This is a genomic window from Streptomyces sp. NPDC057002 (assembly GCF_042673825.1).
Taxonomy (GTDB): Bacteria; Actinomycetota; Actinomycetes; order Streptomycetales; family Streptomycetaceae; genus Streptomyces.
The window spans coordinates 740,792-762,468 of record NZ_JBHURZ010000004.1 but is presented as its reverse complement, the minus strand read 5'-3'; the positions used below and the strand labels follow the sequence as shown (position 1 = coordinate 762,468).

19 protein-coding genes and 1 tRNA gene are annotated in these 21,677 nt (G+C 70.8%); 11 read left to right on the top strand and 9 right to left on the bottom strand.

Features of this window, described 5'->3' with window-relative positions:
• The first annotated feature begins 35 nt into the window (after window positions 1–35).
• Window positions 36–1,499 (top strand): aminopeptidase P family protein, encoded by a 1,464-nt coding sequence (locus tag ACFT32_RS23470; RefSeq protein ID WP_382492391.1) that lies wholly within the window; start codon window positions 36–38, stop codon window positions 1,497–1,499.
• On the opposite strand, the gene ACFT32_RS23465 is transcribed toward ACFT32_RS23470, so the two are convergent.
• Complete coding sequence (locus tag ACFT32_RS23465) at window positions 1,489–2,352, bottom strand: triphosphoribosyl-dephospho-CoA synthase (RefSeq protein ID WP_382492387.1); 864 nt, start codon at window positions 2,350–2,352, stop codon at window positions 1,489–1,491. The two genes, ACFT32_RS23470 and ACFT32_RS23465, sit on opposite strands and share 11 nt — an antisense overlap.
• Before the next feature lie 9 nt (window positions 2,353–2,361).
• Window positions 2,362–3,279 (bottom strand): intradiol ring-cleavage dioxygenase, encoded by a 918-nt coding sequence (locus ACFT32_RS23460; protein WP_382492384.1) that lies wholly within the window; start codon window positions 3,277–3,279, stop codon window positions 2,362–2,364.
• Between the two features lie 183 nt (window positions 3,280–3,462).
• On the opposite strand from ACFT32_RS23460, the gene ACFT32_RS23455 reads away from it, so the two are divergent.
• Window positions 3,463–6,456, top strand: coding sequence for a glycine--tRNA ligase (locus ACFT32_RS23455; protein ID WP_382492382.1), 2,994 nt, complete (start codon window positions 3,463–3,465; stop codon window positions 6,454–6,456).
• 89 nt (window positions 6,457–6,545) lie between these two features.
• Here the strand turns inward: ACFT32_RS23455 and ACFT32_RS23450 are convergent, their stop codons facing one another.
• Window positions 6,546–7,016 (bottom strand): ATP-binding protein, encoded by a 471-nt coding sequence (locus ACFT32_RS23450; protein WP_382492379.1) that lies wholly within the window; start codon window positions 7,014–7,016, stop codon window positions 6,546–6,548.
• A 244-nt stretch (window positions 7,017–7,260) separates the two neighbouring features.
• On the opposite strand from ACFT32_RS23450, the gene ACFT32_RS23445 reads away from it, so the two are divergent.
• From ACFT32_RS23445 to ACFT32_RS23405, 9 genes are all read left to right on the top strand, one after another.
• Window positions 7,261–8,076, top strand: a complete 816-nt coding sequence (locus ACFT32_RS23445; protein WP_382492377.1) for a hypothetical protein — start codon at window positions 7,261–7,263, stop codon at window positions 8,074–8,076.
• Window positions 8,077–8,236: 160 nt separating this feature from the next.
• On the top strand, window positions 8,237–8,980 hold the full coding sequence (locus ACFT32_RS23440) for a YcnI family protein (protein WP_382492375.1): 744 nt from the start codon (window positions 8,237–8,239) through the stop codon (window positions 8,978–8,980).
• 95 nt (window positions 8,981–9,075) lie between these two features.
• Window positions 9,076–9,729 carry an SCO family protein gene (locus tag ACFT32_RS23435; protein ID WP_382492373.1) on the top strand — a complete coding sequence of 218 codons (654 nt, stop codon included), beginning with the start codon at window positions 9,076–9,078 and terminating at the stop codon, window positions 9,727–9,729.
• A complete protein-coding gene (locus ACFT32_RS23430; protein WP_382492371.1) occupies window positions 9,726–10,199 on the top strand; it encodes a copper chaperone PCu(A)C in 474 nt (157 codons plus the stop codon). The genes ACFT32_RS23435 and ACFT32_RS23430 overlap by 4 nt, the downstream gene beginning before the upstream one ends.
• Window positions 10,200–10,212: 13 nt before the next feature.
• Window positions 10,213–12,279, top strand: a complete 2,067-nt coding sequence (locus ACFT32_RS23425) for a copper resistance protein CopC (RefSeq protein ID WP_382492369.1) — start codon at window positions 10,213–10,215, stop codon at window positions 12,277–12,279.
• A gap of 6 nt (window positions 12,280–12,285) precedes the next feature.
• A complete protein-coding gene (gene efeB, locus ACFT32_RS23420) occupies window positions 12,286–13,572 on the top strand; it encodes an iron uptake transporter deferrochelatase/peroxidase subunit (protein WP_382492366.1) in 1,287 nt (428 codons plus the stop codon).
• A 62-nt stretch (window positions 13,573–13,634) separates the two neighbouring features.
• Window positions 13,635–14,567: a prephenate dehydratase gene (gene pheA, locus ACFT32_RS23415; RefSeq protein ID WP_382492365.1), complete on the top strand. Its 933-nt coding sequence runs from the start codon at window positions 13,635–13,637 to the stop codon at window positions 14,565–14,567.
• 550 nt (window positions 14,568–15,117) lie between these two features.
• Window positions 15,118–16,395, top strand: coding sequence for a serine--tRNA ligase (serS, locus tag ACFT32_RS23410; protein WP_382492362.1), 1,278 nt, complete (start codon window positions 15,118–15,120; stop codon window positions 16,393–16,395).
• Window positions 16,392–17,210 (top strand): HAD family hydrolase, encoded by an 819-nt coding sequence (locus ACFT32_RS23405; RefSeq protein WP_382492359.1) that lies wholly within the window; start codon window positions 16,392–16,394, stop codon window positions 17,208–17,210. Before serS ends, ACFT32_RS23405 begins: the two co-directional genes overlap by 4 nt.
• A 37-nt stretch (window positions 17,211–17,247) precedes the next feature.
• On the opposite strand, the gene ACFT32_RS23400 is transcribed toward ACFT32_RS23405, so the two are convergent.
• The 6 genes from ACFT32_RS23400 to ACFT32_RS23375 all read right to left on the bottom strand — a co-directional run bounded on the left by ACFT32_RS23400 (window position 17,248) and on the right by ACFT32_RS23375 (window position 21,503).
• Window positions 17,248–17,334, bottom strand: a tRNA-Ser gene (locus ACFT32_RS23400).
• A gap of 268 nt (window positions 17,335–17,602) precedes the next feature.
• A complete protein-coding gene (locus ACFT32_RS23395; RefSeq protein ID WP_382492356.1) occupies window positions 17,603–17,875 on the bottom strand; it encodes a hypothetical protein in 273 nt (90 codons plus the stop codon).
• Window positions 17,876–17,990: 115 nt separating this feature from the next.
• Window positions 17,991–18,710 carry an ABC transporter permease subunit gene (locus tag ACFT32_RS23390; protein ID WP_382492354.1) on the bottom strand — a complete coding sequence of 240 codons (720 nt, stop codon included), beginning with the start codon at window positions 18,708–18,710 and terminating at the stop codon, window positions 17,991–17,993.
• A 9-nt stretch (window positions 18,711–18,719) separates the two neighbouring features.
• A complete protein-coding gene (locus tag ACFT32_RS23385) occupies window positions 18,720–19,631 on the bottom strand; it encodes an ABC transporter ATP-binding protein (RefSeq protein WP_184593781.1) in 912 nt (303 codons plus the stop codon).
• Complete coding sequence (locus tag ACFT32_RS23380) at window positions 19,628–20,545, bottom strand: ABC transporter permease (protein WP_382492351.1); 918 nt, start codon at window positions 20,543–20,545, stop codon at window positions 19,628–19,630. The genes ACFT32_RS23385 and ACFT32_RS23380 overlap by 4 nt, the downstream gene beginning before the upstream one ends.
• The gene (locus ACFT32_RS23375) at window positions 20,535–21,503 is read right to left on the bottom strand and encodes an ABC transporter ATP-binding protein (RefSeq protein ID WP_382492762.1); all 969 of its coding nucleotides are present in this window, start codon (window positions 21,501–21,503) and stop codon (window positions 20,535–20,537) included. Before ACFT32_RS23375 ends, ACFT32_RS23380 begins: the two co-directional genes overlap by 11 nt.
• Window positions 21,504–21,677 lie beyond the last annotated feature (174 nt).

Genomic DNA, 21,677 nt, shown 5'->3' with positions numbered 1-21,677 from the left:
ACAGTGGAGGACGGTCCAGTGCCGTATCGAGGAGGATGACCGTGGCGGAGGAGCTCTCGGAGACCCCGGAGACTGCCGAAGAAGAGCCGATCAAGCAGCGGAAGAACGGACTGTACCCCGGCGTGTCCGACGAGCTTGCCGAGAACATGAAGAGCGGCTGGGCCGACACCGAGCTGCGCGACCTCGAGCCCGTCCCCCAGGCCGCCGAGACCGCCGCCCGCCGGGCCGCGCTGTCCGCGCGCTTCCCGGGCGAGCGTCTGGTGATCCCCGCGGGCAATCTGAAGACCCGCTCGAACGACACCGAGTACGCCTTCCGCGCCTCCGTGGAGTACGCCTACCTCACCGGCAACCAGACCGAGGACGGTGTCCTGGTCCTGGAGCCCAAGGGCGAGGGCCACGAGGCGACGATCTACCTCCTGCCGCGTTCCGACCGGGAGAACGGCGAGTTCTGGCTGGACGGCCAGGGCGAGCTGTGGGTCGGCCGCCGCCACTCCCTCACCGAGGCGGAGCAGCTGTACGGCATCCCCGCCTCCGATGTGCGCGAGCTGGCCGGGGCACTGGGCGAGGCCACCGGTCCGGTGCGGGCCGTACGCGGGTACGACGCCGGCATCGAGGCCGCGCTGACCGACAAGGTCACCGCCGAGCGCGACGAGGAGCTGCGGGTCTTCCTCTCCGAGGCGCGGCTGGTCAAGGACGACTTCGAGGTCGGCGAGCTGCAGAAGGCGGTCGACTCGACCGTGCGCGGCTTCGAGGACGTGGTGAAGGTCCTCGACAAGGCCGAGGCGACCTCCGAGCGGTACATCGAGGGCACGTTCTTCCTTCGCGCACGCGTGGAGGGCAACGACATCGGCTACGGCACGATCGCCGCGGCCGGGCCGCACGCCTGCACCCTGCACTGGGTGCGCAACGACGGGCCCGTGCGCTCGGGCGATCTGCTGCTGCTCGACGCGGGTGTGGAGACGCACACCTACTACACGGCGGATGTGACGCGCACGCTGCCGGTCAACGGGCGGTTCAGCGAGCTCCAGAAGAAGATCTACGACGCGGTGTACGAGGCTCAGGAGGCCGGGATCGCGGCCGTGCAGCCGGGCGCGAAGTACCGGGACTTCCACGATGCCGCGCAGCGGGTGCTGGCGGAGAAGCTGGTCGAGTGGGGGCTCGTCGAGGGGCCGGTGGAGCGGGTGCTGGAGCTGGGGCTCCAGCGGCGGTGGACGCTGCACGGCACGGGTCACATGCTCGGCATGGATGTGCACGACTGCGCTGCCGCGCGGACCGAGACGTACGTCGACGGTGTGCTGGAGCCGGGGATGTGCCTGACCGTCGAGCCCGGGTTGTACTTCCAGGCCGACGATCTGACCGTGCCCGAGGAGTACCGGGGTATCGGTGTGCGGATCGAGGACGACATCCTCGTGACCGACAGTGGGAACCGGAACCTGAGTGCCGCGCTGCCCCGGCGGTCGGACGAGGTGGAGGCTTGGATGGCCTCCCTCAAGGGCTGAGTTTCGTCTGCGGGTGATTCGTGGCTTGTCGCGCAGTTCCCCGCGCCCCCAAGGCATCCAGGAACAGCGTGCCCGCAAGTAGAGGGGCGCTGCCCCGGGGGATCCAGGCGCGCGACTGAAGGTCTGTGTCCAGGGCCCGCAGCGCCTCGGTGCCCGGCTCGGTCGCCGTACCGCCCGCCTCCAGGACACCACGCGCTCCCGCCTGGACATGGCGCAGGCCCATGGGGCCCGCCGTGTGGAGGAGTTCCGTGTCCTGGAGCGTGGACATCACCGTGAGCAGGGCGTCGAGGCGGGCCTGAGGCTCGGTCGCGCCCCGGGCGCGGGACGTGGTGAGAGTGGTCAGGGCACGGCGGACGTGAGGGAAGCCGGCCCTGGCTTCTCCTCTCGCGCCGGCCGCGCCGTACTTGGCCGACACCGTGGAGCCGCGGGAGGGGCGGCGTGGGGCGCGGCGGTCCGGGTGGGCGGCGAGCTGCTTGGCCAGGGCCGTGGTGTCCGCCGGTCGCGCCCCCGGTTGCAGCGCCGCAGCCGCGACCAGCAGGCCGAGCGTCCACAGGGCACCCCGGTGGCCCCCGCCCGTCAGGCCCACCGTGTGTTCGGTGGAGCGGCCGATCGCGCCCAGGTCCGCGCGGAGCCGGGCGCTGGGCTCGCCCGTGCGGCGGGCCGCCGCGGCCATCGCCGTGAGGCCGGGCAGCAGCGCCCTGGCCGACCAGCGCAGCGCCCTGTGGTCCCGGCGGGTGGCCCGGGCCGTCAGATCACGCGGGTCGGGCAGGCCCGGCTTGGGGGCCAGGGCCAGCTGGCCGACCAGCGCGTCGACGGCGGCCTGCGCGAGCGACTCGTCCTCACGGCTGTTCATCGCCGTACCTCAGGAAGAAGGGGACGACGAGGGAGCGGGGGCGCCGCTCGGGGGTGTGCCGCCTCCGCCGCCGCTGCCCGCGCCGGTGTTCTCGGCGTCCGGGTCGATGCCCAGGGTGAGGAAGCCCTTGTAGCCCTTGGACGGGTCCTTCTTGTGCACCGCTTCGAGCGTGAGCAGGCCGCTGGACGCGCCGCCGCCGTCGTAGACCATGTCGTCGGCGAGCTTGGTGTAGCTGCCGGTGTGCTTGCTGTACGGCTCCAGGGCGAAGATCGACTCGGCGATCTCGTCGTCGAAGAACAGCTGGCCGGTGAAGTTGACCTTGCCGCCCTCGTACGTGCCGTCCTCCTTCGCGCCGCCGGTGTGGACCTTCAGGTGGATGTGGCAGGTGCGCGGGGTGTACCAGCCCGGCACGATCGTCTCGAACTTGACGACCCCGTTGGCGTTGGCGACCTGGTAGCCGCGCAGATAGGTCTTGTCGTTCGCCGTGGAGCCGTCCTCGCTCTCGGCGGGGGCCGAGCCGCCGGGGTTGGCGGTGGTGTAGCCGGAGTAGTAGCCCCAGGCGTCGCAGTGCCAGATCTCCACGGCCGCGCCGGGGACCGGGGTGCAGCCGTCGGTGGCGTCCACGACGGTCAGGCGCAGGGTCAGCGGGACGCCGCTCTTGCCCTCGGTGATGTTCTTGCGGACCAGTGCGCCGTCGAGGTAGTACGGCCCCTCCGTGACGCTCGACATCAGCTCCATGCAGGTGCCGGAGCTCGCGGAGGAGGTGGCCGTGGTCCTGGAGGCGGTGCCCGTCGCCGTGGTCGTCGTCGTGTCCGCGAAGGCCGACTGGTAGCCGGCCGCGGCCAGGCCGCCCGCGGCGACCGTGCCGCCCGCGACCGCGAGGGCACGGCGCCGGGTGATGGTGGTGTTCTTGTGGTTTCCCGTCATGGACGTGGAACCTAAGGACGCCGGCCGTCAGGTTCGTGAGGCTGGGCTGAGAGCCCGCTGTGAATCGGCCGGAGGCATCCGGCCAGCAAGGCCGCAGGTCAAAAAGCAGCAGGTCAGAGGTAGTTGGCTTATGAGATCATGGCCGACCTTGCCGGGCCGACTCGGGGAACAGGCGATTCGATCATGAAGAACGTCCAGACGGCGCTGACCATGCAGGACGCCGTCCTCACCCTGCAGAAGTACTGGAGCGACAACGGCTGCATGATCACGCAGCCGTTGAACACCGAGGTCGGAGCCGGTACGGCCAACCCGGCCACGGCGCTGCGTGTGCTCGGTCCCGAGCCCTGGAGCGTGGCCTACGTCGAGCCGAGTGTGCGGCCGGACGACTCGCGCTACGGCGAGAACCCCAACCGGCTCCAGACGCACACCCAGTTCCAGGTCATCCTCAAGCCGGACCCCGGCAACCCGCAGGAGCTGTACCTGGGCAGCCTGAGGGCGCTCGGCGTCGACCTCGGCGCGCACGACGTGCGGTTCGTCGAGGACAACTGGGCCTCACCCGCGCTCGGCGCCTGGGGGCTGGGCTGGGAGGTCTGGCTGGACGGCATGGAGATCACCCAGTTCACCTACTTCCAGCAGGTCGGCGGTGTCGCCCTGGACCCGGTGTCGGTGGAGATCACATACGGCCTCGAACGCATCCTGATGAACCTTCAGGGCGTGTCCCACTTCAAGGACATCGTCTACGCGCCGGGCATCACATACGGCGAGGTGTTCGGCCAGAACGAGTACGAGATGAGCCGCTACTACCTCGATGACGCCGACCTCGACACCAACCACCGGCTCTTCGAGGCGTACGCGTCCGAGGCCCGGCGCCTGCTCGACCTGGAGCTGCCGGTTCCCGCGTACACCTATGTGCTCAAGTGCAGCCACACCTTCAATGTGCTCGACGCGCGCGGCGCCATCAGCACCACCGAGCGGGCCAAGGCGTTCTCGCTGATGCGCGGGCTGACGCACGAGACGGCGAAGCTGTGGGAGCGGCGGCGGGCCGCGCTGGAGTATCCGCTCGGGGTGGCGGCCGCACCGGCCCCGGCCGAGCGGCCCGCGCTGCCCAAGGTGCCCGGCGTCGAGACGCTGCTGTTCGAGATCGGCGTGGAGGAACTGCCGTACGCCGATGTGCCCGCCACCACCGAGGCGGTGCGCGAGTCGGTCACCGCGAAGCTGGCCGACACCCGGCTGGGGCACGGCGCGATCACCGTGATGGCCACACCGCGCCGGATCGTGATCACCGTCGACGGTGTGCAGCCGCGTGAACGGGACACGATGCGGACCGTGCGCGGGCCGAAGGTCGCCGCCGCCTTCAAGGACGGCGCTCCCACCCCGGCTCTGCTGGGCTTCGCGCGCAGCCAGGGCGCCGAACCGACGGACGTACGGATCGTCGACGTCAAGGGCGTCGAGTATGTGGCGCTCACCCGTCACGAGGAGGGGCGCTCGGCCGTCGAGGTGCTCAGCGAGCTGCTGGCCGAGGTCGTGTCCGGGCTGCGGGCCGGGCGCAACATGCGGTGGAGCGACCCGGGGCTGTCGTTCTCGCGTCCCGTGCGCTGGCTGCTCGCGCTGCTGGGGCGTACTCCCCTGCCCGTCGTCGTCTCCTCCCTCTCCGCGGGCGACACGACGCGGGTGCAGCGCCAGGCCCCCTACCCCGAGGTCCGGGTGACCGCCGCCGAGGGCTACCCGCACTTCCTGCACATGCACGGCATCCTGCTCGACCGGGAGTCACGGCGCGGCGCGGTCGTCCGCGGTGCCCTGGAGGCGGCGGCCGAGGTCGGCGGGCGGATCGACGTGGATGGCCAGGCCGGACTGATCGACGAGATCACCGACATCCTGGAGTTCCCGTACGCCGTGCGGGGGTCGTTCGACGAGCGGTATCTCGAACTGCCCGCCAGCGTCCTGACCACGGTGATGCGCAAGCACCAGCGCTATCTGCCGGTGCTGGACGGCGAGCGCCTCATGCCGCACTTCGTCACCTTTGCCAACGCCCTGTGCGACGACGATGTGGTGCGGGCGGGCAACGAGGCGGTACTGCGGGCCCGTTACGAGGACGCCGCGTTCTTCTGGCGGGCGGATCTGAAGGTGCCGCCGGCGGAGTTTCGGAGCCGACTGGACAAGCTGACCTTCGAGGACCGGCTCGGTACGGTCGCCGACCGCGCCGAGCGCCTCGCCGTCCTCTCCCTCGATCTGGCCGGGCGTGCCGGGCTGGCTCAGGAGGCGGTGGACGTCGTCCGCCGCGCCGGTGCGCTGGCGAAGTTCGATCTGGCGTCCCAGATGGTGATCGAGTTCTCGGGACTGGCCGGGGTGATGGCCGAGGAGTACGCCCGGCGGGCCGGCGAGTCCGCGGAGGTCGCCCGGGCTCTCGCCGAGATGGAGTTGCCCCGCTCCGCCGGCGGCGCCCTTCCCGCCGGGGACGCGGGTGCCGTGCTGTCGCTCGCCGACCGGTTCGACCTGGTGACCGGGATGTTCATCATCGGGGCCGCACCGACCGGGAGTTCCGATCCGTACGGGGTGCGCCGGGCCGCGATCGGGCTGCTCAACGTGTTGCGGACCCTGCCCGCGGTGGCCGGGGTACGGGTGAGCGACGGGCTGCGCGCGGCGGCCGTACGGTATGCGGCGCAGGGCGTCGAGGTGCCTGTCGAGCGGGTCGCCGAGGCCGCCGAGCTGATCACCCGGCGCTATGAGCAGCAGCTCACGGACGCCGGGCACGAACACCGGCTCGTCCAGGCCGTCCTGGTGTGGGCCGACCGGCCCGCCCACGGCGACCGGACACTGGCCACGCTGGAGCGGCACATCGGCACGGAGGCGTTCGAGGCGCTCGCCGCCGCGTTCCAGCGGGCCGTGCGCATCCTCCCCGAAGGCGGCGTAGAGGCGGCGGACCTGTCCGTGCTGACCGCGCCCGCCGAACTGCGTCTCGCCGAGAGCGCCGAGGCCGTACGCCAGGCGCTGCACGGCCGCGAGGACGACCTCGGGGCACTGGTCGAGGTCGCCGGGCCGCTGGTCGAGGCGATCAGCGCGTTCTTCGACGAGGTGCTGGTGATGGACCCCGAACCGGCGGTCCGTGCGGCCCGGCTGGCGCTGCTCACTCAGGTGGCGGGGCTGGCGCGGACGACGCTGGACTGGAGTGCGCTGTAGAGACAGACACGGCAGCAGACGTTTCACGTGAAACACGGCGGTAGTGGTTCACACGGCGGTGGTGTTTCACGTGAAACACCGCCGCGGGGTCAGACCGCCATCAGCGGCGCGGCGCCCTCGCGCCATTTGAGGACCTTGTCGAAGCTCACCACGGCACCGCCCCGGCCCGGCTTGTTGCCGATGTGGACGTGGTCGGCGAGCTCCTGGATGAGGCACAGCCCTCTGCCGTTCTCCGCGTCGGAGTGCGAGGGGCGGATCGGCGGGCGGGGCCGGGCGGCGGAGGACGCGGGGAACCCCGGGCCCGCGTCGGCGACCTCGATCCGGCACTTCTCGCCGTCGAGGTAGGCCGTCACCCGGTACGCCTCCGAACCGGAGCCGCCGCGCGCCGTGTCCCCGCCGTGCTCCACGGCGTTCGCGCAGGCCTCACTGAGGGCGACGGAGAGGTCGTAGGAGATGTCCGGGTCGACGCCCGCGGTCTCCATCGTGCCGATCAGCAGGCGCCTGGCGAGAGGCACGCTGGCAGCTTCGCGCCGCAAATGGAGTGACCACCAGATGCTCATGCTCCAGCCTCCTGGCTGCGGCTCGACATACCGTTACGTATTGCCCCGAGTCCCCGCATGTAAGCGTGAAGTTGACGTGACGCCGCCCATACGGCGGATGCGCGCTGGTCCTGATCGGTGTATGTAGGAGCGAACATCGGTGCAAGTGGGGGCGCGCGGGACCAGAGGGTGACGTTCCGGTCGTACGGCATCTTGTGGACCTGCCGCACGAGGTCTGCGGGGCCAGTGCGATGATGAGCCCGCCATGACTGCCCCCCACGCGCGCGCGACGCGCTCCGGACACCCGCTCCGGATCCTGCGGGCCGCGGTGTTCGCCGCGGTCTGTGTCGTGCTGGCCGGGGCAGGTCACGCGCTGGCGTCATGCGAGGGCATTCCGCTGTGGACGCTGGGCGCAGGGTTCCTCGGGGTGGTCGCGGTGGCGGCCCCGCTCACGGGGCGCGTGCGCTCGCTGCCGGGCATCGCGGCACTGCTCGCGGTCGGCCAGACGGTGCTGCACACCCTGTTCGGGCTGGGGCAGCACGGTACGGCCGCCGCCACCACGTCCTCGGTACCGGCGGGCGCGAGCGACGCCGCGCTGGTCCAGCAGGCCGCGCGGCTCCTGTGCGGCACCACGGCGGCGGCGATCAGCCCGGCGCAGGCCCACAAGATCCTCACCGATGCCCGGCTCCAGCCGACGGGCGGCGCCCACACGCATGTGGCCACGGATGCCGCACCGGCCTCGCTGTGGCCGTCCCTGCCGATGCTGCTCGGCCATGTCCTCGCGGCGATCGCCGCGGGCTGGCTGCTGCGCCACGGCGACCTGGCGCTGCTGCGGCTCACCGAACTGTCGGCGCAGGGCGTCACCGAAGGGACGCTCGTGCGCTCCCTGCGGGCGGCGTTCGCGCTGGTGCGCGCCCTGCGTGCCGGACTCCCGGGAGCGCCGGAGGCACGTCCGTGCCCCGCGCACGCCGTGCGGCCCGTGCCTGAGATGGCGTGCACCACCGCACTGCAGCACACGGTGATCCGGCGCGGCCCGCCGGCCGTCACGGTTCCCACAGCCGCATTCGCCCTCGCCGCCTGACGCGACGCGACCACCACTCCGCTTCTTCGGATTCCCGGATTCCTCTGAGTCCTCGGATTCCCGGACGGCTCGGAGAAGAGGCCGCCGTCGTGCGGCACGCGCGCGGGCGCGGATCCCTCTTCCTCATCCCGACCCGACTCACAGCGGAGTGCTCCCTTCTATGAAGGCTTCCCGTATCGCCGCGGCCGGTGCCGCCGCCGCCGTCACCGTTCTCGCCCTGTCCGCCCCCGCCTTCGCGCATGTCAGCGTGCAGCCCGAGGGGACGGCCGCCAAGGGCGGCTACGCGGTCGTGGACTTCAAGGTCCCCAACGAGCGCGACGACGCCTCGACCACCAAGCTCGAGGTCAACTTCCCCACCGACCACCCGCTGGCATCCGTCATGCCGGAGCCGGTGCCCGGCTGGGACATCAAGGTCACCAAGTCCAAGCTGGACAAGCCGCTGGAGATGCACGGCGAGAAGATCTCCGAGGCCGTCACCAAGGTCACCTGGACCGCAGACGGCGACGGCATCAAGGCCGGCTTCTTCCAGAAGTTCCCGGTCTCCATCGGCACCCTGCCCGAGGACGCCGACGAACTCGTCTTCAAGGCCCTGCAGACGTACTCCAACAAGGAGGTCGTCCGCTGGATCGAGGTGCCGCAGGAGGGCAAGGAGGAGCCCGACAACCCGGCCCCCGTGCTGGAGCTGTCCGCCGCCTCCGAGGACGGGCACCACGGCTCGTCGGGCGACGAGGCCTCCGACTCCGCGCCGGCCGAGAAGGCCGCCGCCAAGACCACCGCCTCCGACACCGGCTCCTCCGACGGCACCGACACCACCGCCCGCGTCCTGGGCATCGTCGGCATCGTGGTCGGCGCGGCGGGCGTCGCCTACGGCGTGCTCGCCGGGCGTCGGCGCTCCAACGCCTGACGCCGCTTCCGTTGCACGGCGCGCGCCGGGTCCTCGCCCCTCGGGCGGGGACACCCCGGTGCGCGCCGGGTCACCGACATCTGGGATTCCTTTCTATGCGCACCAAGACCTTCGCCGCGGCCGCTCTGCTCGCCGCCGCCTCTCTGACCCTGACCGCCTGCGGCAGCGGAGGCGACAGCGACAAGCCCGTCGCCGTGGTGTCGGAGGAGGCCGGCACCGAGAAGGCCGCCACCGTCCTCGACAAGCCGTTCGAAAAGCCGGACCTGGTCCTCACCGACACGCAGGGCAAGAAGTACGACCTCCGCAAGGAGACCGAGGGCAAGCCCACCCTGATCTACTTCGGCTACACCCACTGCCCCGATGTGTGCCCGTCGACCATGAGCAACATCGCCGTGGCCAAGAAGCAGCTGCCCAAGGCCGAACAGGACGACCTGCGCGTCGTGTTCGTCACCACCGACCCGGACCGCGACAACCCGGCCGAGCTCGGCAAGTGGCTCAAGGGCATCGACCCCCAGTTCATCGGCCTCACCGGCGACTTCGCGACCATCCAGGCCGGCGCCCGCACCCTCGGCATCTCCCTCGACGCGCCGCGGAAGGACAAGAACGGCAAGATCATCTCCGAGCACGGCACCCAGGTCATCGCGTTCTCGCCGAAGACCGACGGCGGCTATGTGCTCTACGGCGAGGACGCCAGCGTCGACGACTACACCAAGGACCTCCCCGAGCTCGTCAAGGGAGCGAACCCGTGAGGCGTCGACTCGGCCCGGCAGCCCTCGTCCTGACCGGGGCACTGACCCTGGCGGGCTGCGGCGGCTCCGACTCCGGCAGTGGCTCCGCGGACGGCAAGGCGGAACTCTCCGTCGGCTCCGCGTACATGCCGCAGCCGGTCTCCGACGAGATGGCGGCCGGCTTCTTCACCGTCACCAACAAGGGCGGTGCCGCCGACGAGCTGACCTCGGTCACGAGCGATGTCGCCGGTCAGGTCACCGTGCACGAGACCGTCGGCGGAGCCATGCAGGAGGTCAAGGACCTGAAGGTCCCCGCCCACGGCGAACTGGTGCTGAAGAGCGGCGGCGACCACCTGATGTTCGAGCAGTTGAAGCGCAAGCCGGAGGAAGGCCAGACGGTCACCCTCGAGCTGCGCTTCGCCCGCTCCGGCCCCGTCAAGGTCGAGATGCCGGTGAAGTCGGCGACCTACCACCCGAAGACCGGACACTGAGGGAGGGATCCCTGTGACACAGACCATCGCCCCCCGCGTCCGGACCCTGGTGCTGCTGCTCCTGGGCGCGGTCTGCGCACTTCTCGCCGGGGCCGGACCGGCCTCCGCGCACGCCGCGGTGACCGGCAGCGACCCCGGGCAGGGGGCGGTGGTCCAGGAGGCCCCGGCCCGGATCTCGCTCACCTTCTCCGAGCAGGTCGCGCTGTCCGACGATTCGCTGCGCGTGCTCGACCCCGACGGCAAGCGCGTCGACACGGCCGAGCCGTCCAACGTCAGCGGCACGACGTATGCCGTGGGGCTGAAGCCGGGCCTGCCCGACGGCACGTACACGGTGGCCTACCAGGTCGTCTCCGCGGACAGCCATCCCGTCGCCGGCGCCTACACCTTCTCGATCGGCGCCCCCTCCAAGACATCCGCGACGGTCTCCCAGCAGACGACCGACGACGGGGTCGTCGGCTGGCTGTACGGCTTCGGGCGCTATGTGTCATACGCCGGGTTCGTCATGATGGCCGGCGGCGCCGCCTTCGTGCTCGCCTGCTGGCGACGCGGCTCCGGGGTGCGGCCGGTGCAGCGGTTCGTCGTCTCCGGGTGGCTCGCGCTCACCGCCGCGACCCTCGCGCTGCTGCTTCTGCGCGGCTCCTTCACCGGCTCCGGCAAGGTCGCCGACGTCTTCGACCTGTCCCTGCTCGGGCAGGTGCTCGAGACCAAGACCGGCGCTGCCCTGGTGTCCCGGCTGCTGCTGCTCGCCGCCGCTGCACTGTTCATCTCCGTGCTGTTCGGGGCGTACGCCCGTCCGTCTCCCACCACCACCCTGAACGACGGCGCTGCGCGCCGACAGCCTGATTCAAGGGAAGACGCCCAGGAGAAGCGCGACCTGACCTTCGGTCTCGCCATCGGCGGCGTTGTCGTGGCGGCCGGGCTCGCCGCGAGCTGGGCGATGTCGGAGCACGCCTCGGTCGGGCTCCAGGCGGGCATCTCCATGCCGGTCGACGTCGTCCATCTGCTGGCGGTCGCCGCGTGGCTCGGCGGGCTGGGCGCGCTCCTGGTCGCCCTGTACCGGGCACCCGCCGACACGCCCGTGGACGCGTCGGCCGTACGCGGCTTCTCCCGGGTCGCCTTCGGCAGCGTGCTCGCGCTGATCGCGACCGGGACCTACCAGTCCTGGCGCCAGCTCGGCTCCTGGTCGGCCTTCACCGACACCCGGTACGGGCAGCTGCTCCTGGCCAAGATCGCCCTCGTGGCCGTCCTGGTCGGCGTCGCGTGGATCTCACGGCGCTGGACGGGGCGGCTGCTGGAGACGGTGCCGGCATCGGCGGAGCGGGAACTGGCGCGCGTCGGTGCGGGAGCTGATGCGTCCGGCGACACAGACACCGGCACCTCCGTCGACGACCGGGCCGGCACGGACACCGACACCGACGCCGACGCCGATGCCGATGCCGATGCCGACGAGCAGCCTGATTCCGAGCCCGGCGACAACGCCGAGCCCGCCGACGCCGAGCGCGCCGCGCAGCTCGCCCGGCAGCGGGCCGCTCGGGACACCGCCCGGCAGAAGCAGCTGCGGGACGCCGATCCGAACCGCTTCGGACTGCGCCGCTCCGTGCTGACCGAGGCCGGCATCGCGGTCGTCCTGCTCGCCGTCACCACCGTGCTGACGCAGACCGAGCCTGGCCGCACGGAGCAGGAGGCCAAGGCGGCCGCCTCGTCCTCCGCGTCCGCCTCCGCCGACGCCGGAGCGTCCGGGGCGCTGACCCTGAACATGCCGTTCGACACCGGCGGCGAGGACGGCAAGGGCATCGTCACGATCGACCTCGACCCCGCGCGCGTGGGCGACAACGAGATGCACGTCTACGTGGAGCGGCCCAACGGCCGGGCCTTCGACATCCCCGAGGTGAAGGTCGACTTCACCCTGAAAGCCAAGGACATCGGGCCCCTGCCCGTCGTCCCCGACCACATCGCTACCGGACACTGGTCGGCGAACGGAGTGCAGATCCCCATGGCCGGCGACTGGCAGGTCGAGGTGACCGTGCGGACCTCCGACATCGACGAGGTGACCGTTTCCAAGAACGCGCAGATCGGCTGAACGACCATGGTTGACCAGTCCATTCCGGAGGCCCGTACTCCCGGCACCCCGGGAGAGACCGACGCGGCCTCCGCCGGAGGGGGCATCTCACGGCGCCGGATGCTCGGCACCGCCGGTGCCACCGGGCTCGTGCTCGGCACGGCGGGCGCGGCCGGGGGATACGCCGCCGCGCCCTCCGAGGCCGCCGCGCCGCTCACCTCGCTCGGCACCGACCGGGCGATGTTTCACGGGAAACATCAGCCCGGCATCACCGACGCCCTCCAGGCCCGCGGCCATGTCGTCGCCTTCGACCTGGCGGCGGGCGCCGGCCGCATTGAGGCGGCCGCCCTGCTGCGCCGCTGGTCGGAGACGGCCCGGCGGCTGATGGCGGGCGAGCCGAGCGGCCACGACGACACCGGCGTGGCCCGGGACGCCGGGCCCTCGTCGCTGACGATCACCTTCGGCTTCGGCCACAGCTTCTTCGCCAGGACCGGCCTGGAGAAGCAGCGCCCGGCCTCGCTCGACCCGCTGCCCGAGTTCTCCTCCGACCACCTCGACAAGAGCCGCAGCAACGGCGATCTGTGGGTGCAGATCGGAGCCAACGACTCCCTGGTCGCCTTCCACGCCCTGCGCGCCATCCAGAAGGACACCGGCTCGGCGGCCCGGGTCCGCTGGCAGATGAACGGCTTCAACCGCTCGCCGGGCGCCACCGCCCACCCCATGACGGCCCGCAACCTGATGGGCCAGATCGACGGCACCCGCAACCCGAAGCCGGCCGAGCCCGACTTCGACCAGCGGATCTTCGTGCCGCAGAAGGGCGAACCGGCCTGGATGGCGAACGGCTCCTACGCCGTCGTACGCCGTATCCGCATGCTCCTCGACGACTGGGAGAAGCTCTCCGGCAAGGCGCAGGAGGACGTGATCGGGCGCCGCAAGTCCGACGGGGCTGCGCTGTCCGGAGGCACCGAGACGACCGCGATGGACCTGGAGAAGACGGACGCCAAGGGCAACCTGGTCGTCCCGATCAACGCCCACGCCCGGATCACCCGGCCCGACCAGAACGGCGGCGCGGCGATGCTCCGCCGCCCGTTCTCGTTCCACGACGGCATCGACACCGACGGGGTGCCCGACGCGGGTCTGCTCTTCATCTGCTGGCAGGCCGATCCGCTGCGCGGCTTCGTGCCGGTGCAGCGCAAGCTCGACCGCGGCGACGCCCTGTCGCAGTTCATCCGGCACGAGTCGAGCGGGCTGTTCGCGGTGCCGGGCGGGGCCGCGGAGGGCGAGTACGTGGGGCAGAAGTTGCTGGAGGGGTGAGAGTTCGTCTCTGAGTGGGCTTGTGGGGGATGTCGATTCCGCGGGCCCATTAGGGTGAGGTCATGCCAGCGAGCTATGCGTATCTCGGCCCTGAGGGCACCTTCACCGAAGTCGCCCTGCGCACGCTTCCCGAGGCCGCCACCCGGGAACTCACCCCGTACGTCTCCGTCCAGTCCGCGCTCGACGCGGTACGGACCGGCGAGGCCGAGGCCGCGTTCGTGCCGATCGAGAACTCCGTCGAGGGCGGCATCACCACCACCCTCGACGAGCTGGTCGCCGGCGCGCCGCTGATGATCTACCGCGAGGTGCTGCTGTCGATCACCTTCGCGCTGCTGGTCCGCCCGGGCACCGAGTTGTCGGACATCAAGACGGTCTCCGCCCACCCGGCCGCCCAGCCGCAGGTGCGCAACTGGCTGAAGAAGCACCTGCCGGACGCGCACTGGGAGTCGGCCGCCTCGAACGCGGACGCCGCCCGGCTGGTCCAGGAGGGCCAGTACGACGCGGCCTTCGCCGGTGAGTTCGCGGCCGCCCGCTACGGCCTGGAGGCCCTGGAGACGGGGATCCACGACGCGGAGAACGCCCAGACCCGGTTCGTGCTGGTCGGCCGGCCCGCCCGGCCCGCGGCACCGACCGGCGCGGACAAGACGTCCATCGTGCTGTGGCAGCGCGACGACCACCCCGGTGGTCTGCGCGACCTGCTGGGCGAGTTCGCCACGCGGGGCATCAACCTGATGCTGCTCCAGTCCCGGCCCACCGGTGCCGGCATCGGCAACTACTGCTTCTGCATCGATGCCGAGGGCCATATCTCCGACCGCCGGATGGCCGATGCCCTGAAGGGCCTGAAGCGGATCTGCCTCCAGGTGCGCTACCTCGGCTCCTATCCGCGCGCGGACATCCGGCCCGGGGATGTCCAGCCGCCGCGGCTGGGGACGTCGGACGAGGAGTTCGCGGAGGCGGCGGACTGGGTGGCGCGGTGCCAGGACGGCCGGTTCTAGGCCGGTTCCAGGCCGGTCCCGGGCCGGTCCCGGGCTGTCGTACCTGCTGATTGTCGTTATCCACAGAAGTTATCCACAGGTTGGCTTCTCGACCTGGGGACAAGTCGACAACGAAGCGTGAGTCAGTCGACAAATCGCCCTACGGACCCCTGATGCGTCCATCGACGGGCAGGTCACCCTTCGTCCACCGTTTTCCTTTGTGTAACTCTTCGGGGTGAGCTGATTCCACCGAAAGTGAGGATAGAGCGGGTTTGTACCGGGAATTCTGAGGGGTGGGAGGGCCTTGCGGAGTGATCAATTCCGAAGTCCACAGATCTTCCACACAGCCTGTGGATAACTCTTCGACCGGTGTGGATCCCTGTGGACAACCGGATCCCAAGTCCCGTCTCCCGCAAGGGATTCGAGTCAATGCGGCGCCCGGCGGATGCCTCGTTCCGGGGAGAGCCGGGCTGTTTATTGACACTTTGCGCAATTCCCCCATAACGGTACGTAATGCGCAGCCGGAATAGTGAGTCGTGGGCGGTCATCGCGCACCGGTAGCCTTGGGCTCGTGATTGACCTTCGCCTGCTTCGTGAGGACCCCGACCGTGTGCGCGCGTCCCAGCGCGCCCGTGGAGAGGACGTCGCGCTCGTCGACGCCCTCCTGTCTGCCGACGAGCGGCGCAGGTCGTCCGGCGTCCGCTTCGACGAGCTGCGCGCCGAGCAGAAGGCGCTCGGCAAGCTCATCCCCAAGGCGGCCGGAGACGAGAAGGCCGAGCTGCTGAAGAAGGCGGGCCAGCTCTCCGCCGACGTCAAGGCGGCCGACGCGGACCGCGACGCGGCCGACACCGAGACCCAGGAGCTGCTCCAGAGGCTCGGCAACCTCGTCCACCCGGACGTGCCCGTGGGCGGCGAGGAGGACTTCGCCACGCTGGAGACGCACGGCACGATCCGCGACTTCACCGCCGAGGGCTTCGAGCCCAAGGACCACCTGGAGCTCGGCCAGATCCTCGGCGCGATCGACGTCGAGCGCGGCGCCAAGGTCTCCGGCTCGCGCTTCTACTTCCTGACGGGCATCGGCGCGCTCCTGGAGCTGGCCCTGGTGAACGCGGCGATGGCCCAGGCCACCGCGGCCGGCTTCACCCCGATGCTCACCCCGGCCCTGGTCCGTCCCCAGTCCATGGCGGGCACGGGCTTCCTCGGCCAGGCCTCCCAGGACGTCTACCACCTCGCCGACGACGACCTCTACCTGGTCGGCACGTCCGAGGTGGCGCTGGCGGCGTACCACATGGACGAGATCCTCGACGCCGACCGCCTCCCCCTGCGCTACGCGGGCTTCTCGCCCTGCTTCCGCCGCGAGGCCGGTTCGCACGGCAAGGACACCCGGGGCATCTTCCGCGTGCACCAGTTCGACAAGGTCGAGATGTTCTCCTACGTCGCTCCGGAGGACTCGCAGGCCGAGCACCAGCGGCTGCTGGAGTGGGAGAAGCAGTGGCTGACCTCGCTGGAGCTGCCGTACCGCGTGATCGACGTGGCGAGCGCCGACCTGGGCGCCTCGGCCTCCCGCAAGTTCGACTGCGAGGCGTGGATCCCGACCCAGGGCAAGTACCGCGAGCTGACCTCGACCTCGGACTGCACCGAGTTCCAGTCCCGCCGGCTGTCGATCCGCGTCCGTGACGGCAAGCAGGTCAAGCCGCTGGCCACGCTCAACGGCACCCTGTGCGCCGTACCGCGCACGATCGTCGCGATCCTGGAGAACCACCAGCAGGCCGACGGCTCGGTGCGCGTGCCCGAGGTGCTGCGCCCGTACCTGGGCGGCCGGGAGGTCCTGGAGCCGGTGTCCAAGTGAGCGACACGGCCCCTTCGGGCGGCTTCCCGTACAAGCTGATCGCCACCGACCTCGACGGGACGCTGCTGCGCTCCGACGAGTCGGTCTCGGAACGCACCCGTGACGCGCTCGCCGCGGCCACCGCGGCGGGCGCCGCGCACATCGTCGTCACCGGCCGCGCGGTCCCGTGGACCCGGCACATCCTCGACGACCTGGGCTACCAGGGGCTGGCCGTCTGCGGCCAGGGCGCGCAGGTCTACGACGCCGGCGCCCACCGCCTGCTGACGTCGGTGACGCTGGACCGGCAGCTGGCCGGGGTGGCGCTGGCCAAGATCGAGGCGGAGGTCGGCCCGCTGTATCTGGCCGCGAGCCGCGACGGCCTGGACGGAGAGGTGCTGGTCGGCCCCGGCTACGCGGTCCAGGGCACCCTCCCCGCGACCCCGTTCGCGGACGCGTCGGACCTGTGGACCGCGCCGCTGAACAAGCTGTACATCCAGCACCCGACGCTGTCGGACGACGAGCTGTGCGAGGTGGCCACGCGCACCGCCGGCGGATTCGTCAGCGTCGTCATGGCAGGGGCGGGCATCGTCGAACTCCTCCCCCTGGGCCTGTCCAAGGCCACCGGCCTGTCCCTGGCGGCCCGCCGGCTCAAGGTGAAGGCGGCCGACACGATCGCCTTCGGCGACATGCCCAACGACATACCGATGTTCGCCTGGTCCTCCTACGGTGTCGCCATGGCGGACGCCCACGAGGAACTGAAGGCCGTGGCCGACGAGGTGACGTCCTCGAACGAGGAGGACGGGATCGCTGTGGTGCTGGAACGGATGCTGGGCTGAACACCGAGCCTGTTGTCCCGTGCTCGGTAGTGCTCGGCGGAGGATGCACGGATCGAACGTGCGCGGGCGCTGAAGCCCGACCGCGGTTTAGCAAACCGGTGCCTTACCACTCGGCCAATCCTCCGGGTGGGCGGCCCACGCGATATGCGATTCGCGTGCTCGAAGCGGCCGCCCCGGGCAGCTCCCCGTATGGGGCGAGCTCTACGGAGTGGGGTAGCGACTACTCCGGAGCCCGCCGCGGGCTGCCCTGAAGGGAGCTGGACGTACTGCCGTGCATGGACATCGTCCCGCTCCTCTCCCAGAACTCGGCGCCGGGCTTCCTCGCCCGGCGGGGTGGACACAACCACTCTGCCCGCCGGGCGAATTGGGCGCCACCGATTAAACGCCCGCCTTCAGCGCCTGCGCCATCTGCGCCGCCGGACCTTGCTGAAGAACCAGCCCGCGGGCGGCTCGTCGGAGCGCCAGGGCTGCGGCTCCGGCTCCTCGCGGCGCCAGCGCTCGGCGAGCATCCGGGCCCGGGCGGACGGCTCGGAGGTCTCGGCGGAGCGTATGAAGACGTCGTCCAGGACGAGGTCGTCCCATGCGTCGTCTCCAGAGCCGGACCCGGCCCCGGGCTCCGCCCCGGCCTGACCGCCGTCCTCGTATTGCGCCCTCTCGCCCGCCATCCCCGTCTCCTCCCCGCCGTCCAACTCCCGTATGGTTCCCCTACATCCCGTTTGCCCAGTGTGCCCCGACAGAGGTGAAGCCCCCGTCAAGGCCCGGGCGTTCGCCCGGGCAACGTCACTCCTCGCCGGCGAGCGTCAGCGAACGCAGCTTCTGACCGGCGTACCAGGTGGCCAGGACCGTGACGGCCACCAGCAGCACCGTCGCCGTCGCCAGGCCGACGTCCGAGGTCACCAGGTCACCGCCGGACACCTTCTGGGCCACGGCCAGCGACCACTGCTGGACGCTCAGCGTGCGGGCGCCCGGCACCAGGGAGCCGAACAGGGCCTCCCAGACCAGCGCGTAGACGAGACCGAACACCACCGCGTGCCGGGAGACCGTGCCGAGCAGCAGGAACAGGGCCGCGTACGCGATGGAAGCGACCAGCGCCGCCACCGTGTAGGCCACGGCGATCTGCTGGCCGTTGCCGTTCAGGATGAAGCCCGCGATGAGCGTCGGCACCGCGGAGAACACCATGGTCACGGCGACGGCGACGATCAGCTTGGTGAAGATGATGGTCGGCCGTTTGATCGGCTTGGACAGCAGGTACACCACCGAGCCGTCGTCGATCTCCGGACCGATCGCGCCGGTTCCGGCGATGACGCCGATGAGCGGCACCATCGTGGCGAGGGCGAGCCCGCCCAGCAGGTCCGAGGCCGTCTGGTCGTCCGCACCGGTGAGGGCGCGCACCACCACGGCGATGACGATCAGCAGCAGGGGCAGGGCACCGAGGATGAGGGCCCGGCGCCGGCCGAGCAGTGCCCGGTAGGTGAGCCGGGCGACTGTGGGGTCGTACATCAGGGCCTCCTACGCCGCGACCAGATACGAGAAGACGGACTCGAGGGACTCGTCGGACGGCGAGACCGTGAGCAGGCGGATGCCGTGCTCGCGGGCCACACGCGGCAGCAGAGCCGTGAAACGGCCGAAGTCGACGGCCTGGATGCGCAGCGCGCCCTCGGCGTGGTCGACCTCGATCCCGGACGTCGACGGGTCGGCGATCAGCGCGGCCGCGAGGGCGCGGTCGTCGCTGGAACGCACCAGGTAGCGGTGCGGCCGGTCGGTCATCAGGCGCCGGATCTTGCGGAAGTCACCGCTGGCGGCGTGCCGGCCGGCGACGACGACCTCGATGTGCCAGGCGAGTTGCTCGACCTCTTCGAGGATGTGGGACGAGAACAGCACCGTGCGGCCCTCGTCGCCCATGCGGCGCAGCAGGTCCATCAGCTGCATGCGCTGGCGCGGGTCCATGCCGTTGAAAGGTTCGTCCAGCAGGAGCAGGGACGGGTCGTGGACCAGGGCCGAGGCCATCTTCACGCGCTGGCGCATGCCCTTGGAGTACGTCTGGATCTTGCGGTCCTGGGCGTACTCCATCTCGACCGTGGCCAGCGCCTTCTGGGCCGCCTTGGCGCCCAGGCCGTGCAGCTCGGCGTTGGCCAGGACGAACTCCTTCCCGGTGAGGAAGTCGTACATCGCCTCGCGCTCGGGGACGACGCCGATGTGGCGGTAGATCTGCTCGTTGCGCCACACGGGCTGCCCGTCGAGGGTGACCGTGCCGGTGGAGGGGGCCAGGAAGCCGCCCATCATGTTGATGAGGGTGGACTTTCCGGCGCCGTTGGGGCCGAGGAGGCCCGTGACGCCGGGGCCGATGGTCATGGTGATGTCGTTGACGGCGACCACGTTGCCGAACCAGCGGGAGACATGGTCGATGGAGAGCGTGGTCACAGTCCCACCTTCTTGTAGCGGCGCATCAGGAGGCCGTAGCTCGCCGCGATCAGGCCCAGGGCGACGAGGACGAAGACGGCGCCCTCGGCGTTGCTCGGGCCCACCCCGCCGGGGAAGGCGGAGGTCGCGCCCAGGAACGCGGACTGCACACCGTCGACGAGGGTGATCGGCGAGAACAGCCCGATCAACGGCACGGCGTCGCTGCTGCCCTGGACGTCGGCGATGGCCTGCAGGGTGGAGACCGCGCCGTAGGTGATGGTCAGCACGGCGATCACGGCCGCGATACCGAAGCCGCGGCGCGGGGTGAAGGAGGCGATGACCAGGCCGATACCGGCGAACAGCAGTGAGAGCAGTGCCACGGAGACGAGTCCCTGTGCGAATCCCTTGGTCTGGTCGGCGAAGTCGAGCTCGGCCAGCAGCGCGCCCACGTAGAGCACGAGCAGGGGAGCGGCCGTGAGGACGAACAGCGCCGAGGCCAGCGCCGCGAACTTGGCGCGGACGTAGTCGGCGGTCTCGATGGGCCGCGAGAAGTACAGCGGCACGGTCTTGAAGCGCAGGTCGCGCGAGACCGACTGGGGTGCCTGCGAGGCGACGTACAGGCTGATGACCGCCTGCATGACGATCGCGTAGCGCGTGTAGTCCACGGGCAGGGCGTTGGCCTTGGTGGCGACCGCGACGGCGACCATGATGGCCGCGGGCACGCACATCACCACGAACAGCAGCATCGGCAGCACCTTGGACTTCACCGAGCGGCCGAGGCCGTAGGAGCCGCGCAGGGACTGCGAGTACAGGGAGCGGCGGGCGTAGGCGCGGCCCAGGCGGGGGCCGTCGTAGGTGCGGTAGCCGATGTTGTGGATGCGGGTCTGGTCACCCGGTGCCGGGGCGGATGTCCCCGTGGAGTGCTCAACCGCCATGGCTGACCGCCTCCTTCCGCTGCTCGCGCTCGTCGCTGCTCGTGAAGACCTCGGAGATGTGGTGCCGGCGCTGTTCCATGCGCACCAGGCCGAGTCCGAGGTCGGCGATCACGTCCCGGACCAGGTCGTACGTCTCCTCGCCCTGCGCGGTGAGCAGCAGGACGTGGCCGGCGCCCGGCAGGCCGCTGCCGTCCTCGACGCTCACCCCGCGCGCGTGCAGCGCGTCGCGCACCGCGCGGGTGCCGTCCGGGTGCTCGTCGGTGTCGGTGACCTCGATCGCGAGGGTCGTCGTGGTCTGGGTGAAGTCCGTAGTGGAGCTGGAGCGCAGGAGTTTGCCGCCGTCGATGACGACGACGTGGTCGCAGGTGCGCTCCAGTTCCCCCAGCAGGTGCGAGGTGACCAGGACGGAGATGCCGAAGTCGGTGTGGATCCGGCGGATCAGGCCGAGCATCTCGTCGCGGCCGACCGGGTCGAGGCCGTTGGTCGGCTCGTCCAGGAAGACCAGCTGCGGGTCGTGCACCAGGGCCTGGGCGAGCTTGACGCGCTGCTTCATACCGGTCGAGTAGCCGCCGATGGGGCGGTAGCGCTCCTCGTACAGCCCGACGTGACGCAGCGTGTCGGCCGTTCGCTCACGCGCCGCGGTGGGCGGCAGGCCGGACATGCGCGCCATGTGGACGACGAACTCGGTGGCCGAGACGTCCGGCGGCAGGCAGTCGTGCTCGGGCATGTAGCCGACCCGCTCCCGGATGTCGGCGCCCTTGGTGGCGACATCGAGGCCGAGCACGTCGGCGCGGCCCTCGGTGGCGGGGGACAGACCCAGCAGGATCTTGATCAGTGTGGACTTGCCGGCTCCGTTGGCTCCGACGAGTCCGGTCACACCGGGCCCGACGTCCACGGAGAGCCGGTCAAGCGCGGTCACCCTCGGGAACCGCTTGCTCAGGCTTTCGGTCGCGATCACAGTCACCCCTCGAAGGTAGGGCCCGTGAGCGTGGCGGGCGTCACTCCGTGGAGCTGTATTCGGGTCAGCCCTGAGTATTACGGGCCCCTAGGGGAGCTGGTTCTCGAGAGTTACCACGCCGGGTGGCGGGCCGGAGCAGCGCCCTATTGACGAACTCTCTAACAACTGCCAGAT